Source organism: Psychrobacter sp. ENNN9_III, from assembly GCF_001462175.1.
In the GTDB taxonomy this organism is placed as follows: Bacteria; Pseudomonadota; Gammaproteobacteria; order Pseudomonadales; family Moraxellaceae; genus Psychrobacter.
This window is the reverse complement of the sequence record NZ_LNUO01000083.1, coordinates 1-11,313: the sequence shown is the minus strand read 5'-3', so window position 1 is coordinate 11,313 and position 11,313 is coordinate 1. Positions and strand designations below refer to the sequence as shown.

At 41.7% G+C, this 11,313-nt stretch carries 10 protein-coding genes; 6 read left to right on the top strand and 4 right to left on the bottom strand.

Going from position 1 to position 11,313, the window contains the following annotated elements:
* Position 1 precedes the first annotated feature (1 nt).
* A complete protein-coding gene (locus PENNN9_RS05375; RefSeq protein WP_058368696.1) occupies positions 2-1,438 on the bottom strand; it encodes a solute carrier family 23 protein in 1,437 nt (478 codons plus the stop codon).
* Between the two features lie 541 nt (positions 1,439-1,979).
* Between PENNN9_RS05375 and PENNN9_RS05370 the strand changes: the two genes are divergently transcribed.
* Positions 1,980-3,416, top strand: coding sequence for an L-serine ammonia-lyase (locus PENNN9_RS05370; RefSeq protein ID WP_197409075.1), 1,437 nt, complete (start codon positions 1,980-1,982; stop codon positions 3,414-3,416).
* Positions 3,417-3,531: 115 nt separating this feature from the next.
* Here the strand turns inward: PENNN9_RS05370 and PENNN9_RS05365 are convergent, their stop codons facing one another.
* From PENNN9_RS05365 to xthA, 3 genes are all read right to left on the bottom strand, one after another.
* Positions 3,532-3,930 (bottom strand): DUF4377 domain-containing protein, encoded by a 399-nt coding sequence (locus PENNN9_RS05365; RefSeq protein WP_058368694.1) that lies wholly within the window; start codon positions 3,928-3,930, stop codon positions 3,532-3,534.
* Positions 3,931-4,287: 357 nt separating this feature from the next.
* The gene (gene argJ, locus PENNN9_RS05360; protein ID WP_058368693.1) at positions 4,288-5,511 is read right to left on the bottom strand and encodes a bifunctional glutamate N-acetyltransferase/amino-acid acetyltransferase ArgJ; all 1,224 of its coding nucleotides are present in this window, start codon (positions 5,509-5,511) and stop codon (positions 4,288-4,290) included.
* Between the two features lie 100 nt (positions 5,512-5,611).
* Complete coding sequence (gene xthA, locus PENNN9_RS05355) at positions 5,612-6,436, bottom strand: exodeoxyribonuclease III (protein WP_058368692.1); 825 nt, start codon at positions 6,434-6,436, stop codon at positions 5,612-5,614.
* 286 nt (positions 6,437-6,722) lie between these two features.
* On the opposite strand from xthA, the gene PENNN9_RS05350 reads away from it, so the two are divergent.
* The 5 genes from PENNN9_RS05350 (at position 6,723) to PENNN9_RS13000 (ending at position 11,178) form a co-directional block, all read left to right on the top strand.
* Positions 6,723-7,304 (top strand): thioesterase family protein, encoded by a 582-nt coding sequence (locus PENNN9_RS05350; RefSeq protein WP_058368691.1) that lies wholly within the window; start codon positions 6,723-6,725, stop codon positions 7,302-7,304.
* A 9-nt stretch (positions 7,305-7,313) separates the two neighbouring features.
* Positions 7,314-8,171, top strand: coding sequence for an ATP-binding cassette domain-containing protein (locus PENNN9_RS05345; protein ID WP_058368690.1), 858 nt, complete (start codon positions 7,314-7,316; stop codon positions 8,169-8,171).
* A gap of 134 nt (positions 8,172-8,305) precedes the next feature.
* Positions 8,306-9,100, top strand: coding sequence for an ABC transporter permease (locus tag PENNN9_RS05340; protein ID WP_082638004.1), 795 nt, complete (start codon positions 8,306-8,308; stop codon positions 9,098-9,100).
* A 339-nt stretch (positions 9,101-9,439) separates the two neighbouring features.
* Entirely contained in the window at positions 9,440-10,009 is a 570-nt protein-coding gene (locus PENNN9_RS13005) for an AMP-binding protein (RefSeq protein WP_227511733.1), read from the top strand.
* Positions 10,010-10,104: 95 nt separating this feature from the next.
* Positions 10,105-11,178 carry an AMP-binding protein gene (locus PENNN9_RS13000; RefSeq protein ID WP_264752900.1) on the top strand — a complete coding sequence of 358 codons (1,074 nt, stop codon included), beginning with the start codon at positions 10,105-10,107 and terminating at the stop codon, positions 11,176-11,178.
* Positions 11,179-11,313 lie beyond the last annotated feature (135 nt).

Here is an 11,313-nt window from a genome sequence, read left to right as displayed (position 1 = left end):
TCTACTCTTTTTGACTATTAAACAAAGCGTTTAGTATGATAGCGGTCAGAGTTGCTGTACCGATACCACCTAAGTCAAAACCTCCTAGATGTAAGCTAAAGTTCCCCGTACCCATAATCACCGTAACGGCAGCAATGATAAGATTGCTGTTTTTGCTAAAATCAATGTGACTGTCTATCCATATTTTCACCCCAGCAATAGCAATCAAGCCGAATACGACAATAGATGCACCGCCCAATAACGCTGAAGGAATCGTCTGAATGATAGCGCCAAACTTTGGTGACAATCCTAGTAAAATAGCAACCACACCTGCTATCACAAAAATAGTTGTACTATAGACCTTGGTTACCGCCATCACGCCGATGTTTTCAGCATAAGTCGTCACCCCAGTACCACCAAACCCCGCTGAAAACGTCGTGGCTACGCCATCAGCTAAAAACGCACGACCCATATAAGGCGTAACGCGTGATTTGGTCATTCCTTCTACTGCTTTAAAGTGTCCAAGATTTTCAGCAACGAGAATAAAAGCCACAGGCGCTATCAAGATAATAGCACTCATCTCAAAACGCGGTGCATGTATACCTGGTAGGCCAAACCATGAGGCAGCAGCCACACTTGTAAAATCAATCGTTGTGCCAAAACCCAATAGGTTGGTCATAACATAGTAAGCGATATAGGACAATATCAAACCCACTAATAACAACAAACGCCTTAGCATACCGCGAGTAAACACTGCCACACTACTGATTAGTAGCACAGTTAATGCTGCCATCCATGCGTCAAACTGATTGGCTGATACGCCTTGAATAGTAACTGGCGCTAGATTAAGACCAATAATCATGACAATAGCACCAGTCACAATAGGCGGCATTAAACGCTCAATCCAGCCTGTGCCGGTTTTCATTACTAACAAGCCTATTAGCGCATAAATAATCCCGCAGGCCATAATGCCGCCTAAAGCGACATCTAAATTGGTATTAAAACCTACGCCAGCATAAGCTGTCACAGCAATAACAGGGCCAATAAAGGCAAAGCTTGAACCAAGATAGCTTGGCATACGACCGCCGGTAATCATAAAAAACATCACCGTACAGATACCTGACATCAAAATAGCCAAGTTGGGATCAAAACCCATTAATAGCGGTGCAAGGACAGTTGCACCAAACATAGCAAAGGTATGCTGAACACCAAGTAAAATACTTTTAGAAGCGGGTAGATATTCATTGATACCGACAGGATTGTGGTCAAGATCCCCGCGATAAGGTCGCCATGTAGGGAACCAGCGTCCATTTTCAAAGTCTGGATTGTTGGTAAGTTGCATCATAGCAGGTGTGATACCTGCTGCTTCTAATGCCGTTAAAGGGGTTTGAGTTTTGGCGCTATTTTCTGAGTGAGATGAATGCTGTGTCTTGGAAGGATCTTCTGAGGGAGTTACCATGCGCGCGTGTCCTATGTGGCCGAAAATAATAGCTAAAAAGGATAAATAAAGAATTAATGACGCAAGCACCATCCTATTTAGTATATCTCACCGTATTGCCTAATACATCTAACAATAATTATTTAGCTCAACCTGCAACACTGATATACTTAATAAATGGTAGTTGTTTATACAAATTTGTCACATTTTGCTAGATGTCTAAGATAAGATATGTTCTACTAAATCCATCGCTTTAGCTGCTTATATTCTGATATTTCTTATAGCAGCAACCGCTTACAGGATGTTACATAAGCGTTGATGCCAAGCATCATAACGGAAATTTATAATAAACAAAAGCTATTATTCTTCTATCATCCATACTACCAAGTTTAAACGTTCATATAGACGATGCTCTAAATTCATTGTGTAGCCATGCCTACTCTCTGTCGTGACTAGTCATACTTATGATGCTTGCAATATTGATTAAGCTATAAAGTCGTTTTTGTTAATCAATTGGTTACGATGACAACCATATTCACTCACTTTTATTTTTTGGTAATTTATTATGATTAGTGTATTTGATCTATTTAAAATTGGCATTGGGCCTTCAAGCTCACATACTGTAGGGCCTATGGTAGCTGCCAATTTATTTTTGACTTCTTTGAGTAAACAATTTGAGCTGACAGATATCATAAAATTAGAGATTGAACTATACGGCTCACTCGCTGCAACAGGTAAAGGCCACGCTACTGACACAGCCATTCTCTTAGGTTTACTTGGTCATACGCCAAGTACCATCGATACACGACTGACCAGCCAATACCTCACACCTATCTTTTCAGATAAAAAAATGAATGTATCAGGTCAGCACATTATCGACTTTGATACAGAACATGATATCTATTGGTACGATGATACTGTTCTACCTTATCACCCTAATGCACTGACCATTCGTGCCATATTGGCAGACGACACTCATTATCAGCAAACTTATTACTCAGTTGGTGGCGGCTTCGTCATTAATGACGATGATGCTCATAATCCAGATGAAGACCATGGTACGCCAACGATTGATATAGTCCCCTATCCTTTTAATACTGCAGCTGAGCTACTTGAGCAGTGTCGTCAGCATAAGCTAAGTGTGAGCGAACTGGTATTGGCAAACGAATGCCATTATCGTGATAAAGAAGAGATTTTTGCCTATTTAGACTCTATTTGGGAGGTAATGCAAAACTGTGTCAAACAAGGTTGTCAAAATAGTGGCATTTTGCCAGGTGGTTTAGACGTCAAACGCCGCGCTCAAGCACTACATTTGCAGCTATGTGCTGAAAAAGATCAGCCAAGGACAAAGAACGATAAGCTTGCTGCGATGGATTGGGTCGATTTGTATGCGCTGGCAGTCAATGAAGAGAATGCAAATGGTGGTAATGTCGTCACTGCCCCAACCAACGGTGCTGCTGGTATTATCCCTGCAGTTATGTGCTATTACCGCGACTTTTTATCAAACTACAACCAAGAAGGTGCACGCAAATTTTTATTAAATGCCACGGCAATCGGTAGCTTAATCAAGCAAAACGCATCAATCTCTGGTGCTGAAGTTGGCTGTCAAGGTGAAGTCGGATCCGCTTGTGCGATGGCTGCTTCTGCATTGGCAGAGATTATGGGCGGCGATCCTGCCAAATGTCTCAACGCAGCTGAAATCGGCATCGAGCATAACCTAGGTCTTACCTGTGATCCTGTCGGCGGCCTAGTACAAGTACCTTGTATTGAACGCAATGCGATGGGAGCAGTAAAAGCAATCAATGCCGCTCGTCTTGCCTGCCGAGGCAACGGTCAGCACTTTGTCTCATTAGATAAGGCAATTGAGACTATGAAACAAACTGGTGCCGATATGTCGGATAAATATAAAGAAACGGCCCGAGGCGGTCTTGCTGTCTATGCAGATAACCGCATACCTACTGCTACCCATGGCGTTAGTGTCAACTATAGCCAGTGCTGAAACTGAAACTGAAACTGAAAAGTAAAAACTCCAAAACTCATAAAAAAAGCCTCTAACAATATAGAGGCTTTTTTTGTATTCTTACTAATTACTTGGCAACTATAATAAAAAATAATTATTCAGCTGTTTTTGAGATAACGTCATTTAATATCCAAACAGGCTTAACCACACCAGTTTTGGTATCAGCAATTGCTTCTTGACGCACATCTAACATATAGCGATAATTTGGCTCATAGGTAAAGCCTTGGATGTTACCGTTCAACGTGTTGTAATTCTTTTGATAGCTTTGACGATACTGTAGGCACTGTGTCTCGATTTTATTACCACTAGTATCCATACGCTCACAAAGCGCTTTACGCGGAGCAATTTCTACTTCAAAGCTTGGAATGTTCACAACTTTAACGTTTACTGCTTGACCCTCTACTACCATGGTACGCTCATCGTCTAGACCCATCGTAGAACAACCTGCTAATGCAAAAGTGGCTGCAAATGCTGCAATCGCTAATTTTTTCATTTTTATACCCTCGATCAATTGTTGTTAAATAGCTCATATCTCATTCACTAAATATCGTCACTTTATGGCTCTTATAAAACCTTATAAACAATACGATATTTCAAGATATAAACGTTAATAGTGAGTACTTTTTTATAAGAGCCAATTATAGTGCCCAAACAAAAGCAGTACTACTTATTGTTGTACTGCAATTAGTATAGGTCTTGAATAAGCTTTGCCTCTATAACTGGTTTGTAACGTAACGTCAGTATTTGCAACTGGTGTTATTCAAACGTACTCACACATTAGCAATTTTTACATTATGAGCTTCAAATTATTAATACTAGGGGTTAAATAAAAAACGAATACAACGCTTATCTAGCTACGATAATCTGCGTTAATTTTGACATAATCATAAGACAGATCACAGGTATAAACAGTGTCGCTGGCATCACCTCGCGCTAAGTCAATATGAATAGTAATTTCAGGGCGACTCATAACGGTCTTGCCAGCCTCTTCGGTATAACTTGGTGCCACCCCTCCGTTTTTGCAGATCATAACATCATCTAAATACACATCTACTTGCTCAGTGTCTAAGTCTTCAATACCAGCATAACCAACTGCTGCTAAGATGCGGCCCCAATTAGCATCGCTTGCAAAAAACGCTGTCTTCACCAGTGGAGAATGCGCAACTGCATAAGCCACATCGCAGCATTCTTGAGTGGTTTCACCACCGGTGACTTTTACGGTCATAAACTTCGTTGCCCCTTCACCATCACGTACGATTAACTGGGCTAGACGTACAAATACGTCAGTTAAGGCAGTAAGTAGCGACTGATAATGCGGATGCTCGGCACTATCGATTATCTCGGCACCGGCAGCCCCTGTCGCTATCAACACGCAGCAGTCATTGGTTGAGGTATCGCCATCGACGGTAATGCGGTTAAAAGACTGCTCATTGATAGTAACCAGCATCTCTTGCAATAGGTCAGCTGCAATATTGGCATCAGTGGCTACATAACCTAGCATGGTTGCCATATTAGGGCGGATCATACCTGAGCCTTTAGATATACCAGTGATATGATAGCTCGTATCTGCAATATCCACTTTTTGGCTTGCAAGCTTAGGGATAGTATCAGTCGTACGAATCCCGTTAGCCGCTGCTAACCAGTTATCCGCTCCTAAGCTGTCTAAAGCCTTATCTAGCCCTTTGATGACCGCTTCACTATTTAATGGCTCGCCTATCACGCCAGTAGAAAACGGCAACACCGCGCTAGTGTCTACACCAGCCTTACTCGCTAAAGCCGTGCAAATCTCTTCTGCTCGGCGTTTGCCATCAGCACCTGTACCCGCATTGGCATTACCTGTGTTGGTCACTAAGTAGCGCGGAGCCGTTTTTGCAAAGTGCTCTCGCAGTACGCGTACAGGTGCAGCGCAAAACGTGTTTTTGGTCGTCACAACTGCACTGGTTGCAGTCTCCGCAATTTCGATGACCACTAAATCGTCGCGATCTTTATAACGCACACCTGCTGCGGTAGCACTCAATCTGATACCGTCGATAGGATAAATAGTGTTGGGTACTGATATGTTTCCGACAGCCATAGCTCAATCCTTATTAATCAATTTTTAGAATCATTTTTTAATATCAAAGATATGTTCACTCATTAAAAGCGTATACATAAATAGTATTTTGGCGCACGTACTAGTTTTGGCTCAAGTCAAACGCCGCCCAGATAGGCGCATGATCAGAGGGCTTCTCCATTGCACGTAGCTCATAGCTGATACCTGCGTCCACACATCCATTCGTTAGATCAGCGGTACACAAAATATGATCGATACGTAGGCCACGCTTGGGATCATCATTAAAACCGCGACTGCGATAGTCAAACCAGCTATATAACTCTGTGCTTTCTGGATAATGTAGACGATAAGTGTCAGTTAGTTCCCGTGACATGAGTGCTGAATACCATTCACGCTCTTCGGGTAAAAATGAGGTTTTTCTATTTTTGAGCCAGCGCTTAGCGTTAGCTTCACCGATTCCGATGTCTATATCTTCTGGCGCAATATTCATGTCACCCATGATGACAATCGAGCGCCCTTCCGCTTTTAAAGTATCAATATAGGCCATCAAATCAGCGTAATAAGCGCGCTTCATCAGAAACTTAGTTGGATGATCTTGGCTCTCACCTTGTGGAAAGTAACCATTAAGCACATCAATTTCACGGCCTTGCAGCTCATAGCGCGCGTGAATAAAGCGTTTTTGTGCTTCCTCATTATCACCAGGAAAGCCTTTTTGTACAAATATAGGCGCAACTTTAGACAACAATGCCACACCGTAATGTCCCTTTTGTCCAAAATATTCAATATGATAGCCAAGACTTTCTACATTTTTTAATGGAAACTGATCATCATGGACTTTGGTTTCTTGTAGCCCCATGATATCAGGGTCTATTACTTCTCGCACAGCTTCAAGCTGATGCTGGCGGGCGCGAATACCATTGATATTAAAACTCACAAAACGGGTCATGCTTTATCCTATATTGACTGGTTCAAGTTTGTTCATGCTTTACAAATCATTCTGGTAAATTTTGGAATGTAAAAGGACGATAAATAGCAATAAAAATAGCTAAGTCGACCTGGCTATTGCGTGTCTTCAAATCTTAAGATACAGTAGAAAACTTACTTTACTGACCGTTATGACATAACAAATAGCGGCATACTTTCCTTCTAATCATGTTTATCTTATATATTTTTATAAACATTGAAGTACTTTTACTGAGCTACTTCTTTAGCCAAACGATGTGAGCCAAATTATGACGACAGCGCCATCAAATTCTACTATTTCACCTCTATACTCTACCGATTACCGCGTGTATATCAATCATACTGATGCTGGCGGTATAGTCTACCATGCCAATCATCTGGTGTTTTTTGAAAATTGTCGCCGCGACTGGTTTAGTAAGCTTGGTCTAAACGGCTATTTTATGCATGCTGATGATGGTCAAATCCAGCATTTTGTAGTGAGTCAAGCGCAGCTACAGTACAAAAAGGCAATATTTTTAGATGAAGTCATTAAGGTACATATCGATCGAGTTGAGCTAAAACCTGCCAGCATTGTATTCTATCAAAGTATTCATCGCCATGCGTCACAGAACTCAAATGAAAATCACTACCCTTCTGCAAATGAAAATCACTACCCTTCTGCAAAAACCCTATTAAGTAGCGCTAAGATTGTCATTGCTTGCGTGCAAAATCAGACAAAACCAGAACCAGCTGATAATGCTGATACATCAGACATAGCGGCTAATGCTGCACCAATACGGCCAATACGAGTGCCAAAAAACCTTCATGATAATATTCAACAGGCTATTGCGCATCACTCTAACGATGCATAACACTCATACATGAATATTGATAAAAAACCCATGCTCACCTTTGAGAACATTTGGGTATATAGTAGGCGCTCTACAGTAGTCAATCCAAGCAGTAAAAAGACACCTACTCTGGCTATTGCGCCTGCCATGTCTCAAACATGGCTTATGAAGATAAGAGACAAATTTAAAATAGGCTCGGATCCTACTCTATCTACTTATAAACGCGAATTGATAACTGGCGTTAGTGGCGCTTTACTAGAAGGACAAGTGACAGTATTAACTGGACATTCTGGTAGTGGTAAATCAGTATTATTAAGGGTTCTAGCAGGACTATCACCTCTCACTACAGGCGATGTTTGGTTGCATCAAGATAGTGACGAGTATAAAGATAGTAACGGACAAAATAGTAATAACGATCATAGCATTCATGACACCCTGCCTACGCGATGGCGCGCGCAGGTCGCTTTACTTGCCCAGCATCCACAGTTGCTAGAAGGCAGTGTCCTTGAAAACTTAAAAATGCCTTATCGCTTACAAGCCCATCAGCATGGCCAGTTTAATATTGACTGGCATATAACGCAGCTTGCGTCTCTAGAGCGTACCCCAGAATTTTTACAACAAGACGCCAGTCATCTATCAGGTGGTGAACGACAACTGGTTAATACACTACGTTTGTTACAGTTGAATCCACAAGTACTGCTCTTAGATGAGCCTACTGCCGCCTTAGATGCTGATACATCAGCGAAGCTTGTGCGTTTGCTAATTAGCTGGTTGCACTCAGAGCCTCAGCGCACTCTCCTATGGATAACTCATGACACGCAAAATATCATGCCATTAGCAAATCAGCATTGGCAAATGCAAGCAGGCGTATTAACTGAAGCATTTTAGTATAGTTAAATCACTTTTGAACAGCTACAGTCCTACTAGGACGCAATGATCCATGTAACGATTAACGATATGCCATACCAGTATTTTATTCGCCATTTCATGTTCACTATTAATTGATTTTATGACGAGCACATATGATGCGTACAGACGATATGCAAATCTTACTGACTTACGGTGACATTGCGCTTGCCAGCAGCCTTATCGTCATTGTACTCATCGTGTCATGGCGATTACGTTTAAGTCTAACCAAAACCTTACTGACAGCTGCTATTCGTACCGTGGTTCAGCTCAGTTTTATTGGCCTAATTTTGGCTTGGATTTTTGCACGTGAGCAGTGGTATGAAGTATTATCGATCTTGACCATCATGACCTTGATTGCAGGGGCTGCTGCCAAGAGTCGTGTTAAACGCACTTATAAAGGATTGTTTACTGACACTCTTATTGCAGTAGGCACATCAGCAGTATTGGTTACCATCATCGCCATTGGCTTTATTTTAAACGTTCAGCCATGGTATACACCGCAATTTATTATTCCAATATTGGGTTTGATACTAGGTAACTCTTTGACCGCTATCTCCTTGACCAGCAATCAGCTTGTTGAGTCTTTTCATGAGCAGCAGCCACGTATTGAGATGATGTTAAGCTTATCTGCGCGTCCATTTGAAGCAGTACACGAGCAAATACGGGCGGCAGTCGTCAACGGTATGACGCCTACCCTTAACTCCATGCTGGTTGTCGGTATCGTCAGTCTACCAGGTATGATGACCGGACAAATACTTGCTGGTGCAGATCCCACTCAAGCCGTACGCTATCAGATAGTAACCATGTTTTTAATCTGTGTGAGCAGTACGCTTGGGTGCACAATAAGCGCACTCCTTATTTATAGACGTTTTTTTAATAGCAGAAAACAATTTGTCCTACCTTACTAGTCGCCGTTTTACTCTATCTTGCACCATATATTAGTACATTTGTCTACTATCTTTATATACTATCCAGTGCTATCACTCCAATATAAACAACAATTGCAGTTATGTTACTATACGGTTAAATTACACCCTTTTATTATTTCATTATTAATGCTAATAATGACCTAAACTTGTGTTATATAACGATTAAAGTAGCTTAGCAGATCATTAGTAAATAAGGATATTATCGCGCTTAGCGCCACATTGGTCACATTAGCGTTCGTCTTTATTGTTGACAGATATAAAACTGCTCGCCTCTAAGCTTTCTCTATATAGCAATCAATATTTTTAAGGACGCTAACGATGAAAGAGAACAAACCTTGGCTGGATCATTATCCTAGTACTGTACCCAAAACGATTGATCCTGATAAATATGGCAACTTAATAGAGCTATATGAAGAGTGCTTTAACCGCTATCGTATGCACCCTATGAGTATCTGTATGGGCGTTACTCATACTTATGATGATGTCGATAAAGCATCATTGGCGGTCGCTGCATGGTTGCAAGCCCAGGGGTTGCCAAAAGGTAGTCTTGTAGCGCTGATGATGCCAAACGTACCGCAGTATTTGCCAATTATGATTGGTATTTTGCGCGCAGGCTATGTTTGCACCCCTATCAATCCTTTATATACTGGACGCGAGTTACGCCACCAACTAAATGATTCAGGCGCCCAAATCATATTCATCGTCGACAACTTTGCCCAAGCGCTTGAACAAGTGGTTGATGAGACCTCTATTAATCGTATTGTGCTATCGAAAATGGGCGATATGATGGGTCTAAAAGGCATGTTGGTCAATACCATGATTCGGCAGGTCAAACGCTTAGTCCCTAAATATATCTTAACGATCCTATTCGGCAGGTCAAACGCTTAGTCCCTAAATATAATCTTAACGATCCTAAGCATGAAGTAACCAAATTCCCTGATGTTCTTAAAAAAGGCAGAGCACTGCCGTTTCAGGCACCAACAATGGCATCAGAGCAAAAGGCCATTTTACAATATACTGGTGGTACGACAGGACTATCAAAAGGAGCAGTGTTGACCCAGCGCAACATTATAGCCGCTGCCCTACAGTCAGAGGCTTGGTACCGACCTGTCACCTCAAACATGAATGAGGCATACATTAATATGATTATGGCTCTACCGCTTTATCATATTTTTGCCTTCATGCTCAGCCTATTAGGGATGCGTTCGGGCTATACTTTTATATTGTTACCCAACCCGCGTGATATGCCAGGATTTATAAAAACCTTATCAAAGCAACCTTTCCATATCTTTCCTGCAGTCAATACCTTGTTTAAGGGTCTGCTTGATCAGCCAAACTTCAAACAGTTAGATTTTAGCTCACTACGTATCACGCAAGCAGGCGGAATGGCGGCGACTGAGCAAACGGCAGCGCGTTGGTTAGAAACCACTGGCTGTGCGATGATAGAAGGTTGGGGTATGACAGAAGGCGTTGCTGTAGGTACTGCCAACGTAGTCACTGATCGTAAATTTAATGGGACAATTGGCGTTCCAGGTCCTGGTGTTGATATCATTGTGATCGACGACAAAGATCAGCGTGTTGGCGTGCATCAGGCAGGTGAGATGTGTATCAAAGGCCCCAACGTGACCGCTGGTTATTTCAACCATGATAATAGTAAGAGCTTTACCAAAGATGGCTATTTTCGTACTGGCGATATCGTCAGTATGGACGAAAAAGGCTATTTTACTTTGCTCGACCGCAAAAAAGATATGATCTTGGTCTCAGGCTTCAACGTATTCCCCAATGAGATTGAATCAGTGATGCTAGATTGTGACGGTGTCGTCGACTGTGCCGTGATTGGTATCGACGATGAACGCCAAGGCGAAGCCGTCAAAATCTATATCGTGCCAGCAGACAGTAACGTCACCGCAGATATCATTAAAGATTTTGCGCTCGACAATCTGACTGGTTATAAATGCCCGCGTCATATCGAATTTGTCAGTGAGCTACCAAAAAGCAATGTTGGTAAAGTACTGCGTCAAAAATTACGTGAAAAGCATCTATCGGACAATGCCTAAACCAATCTAAGCTATACATATAATGCTGTATATTTTTAAATATTTAGGCTAAAAATTATCAAGCTTGATGAAGATTAAGGTTTATAAAAAACCCTCTACACGGGACTGGGATGAATTTTACGCAGCCTCTGTCTG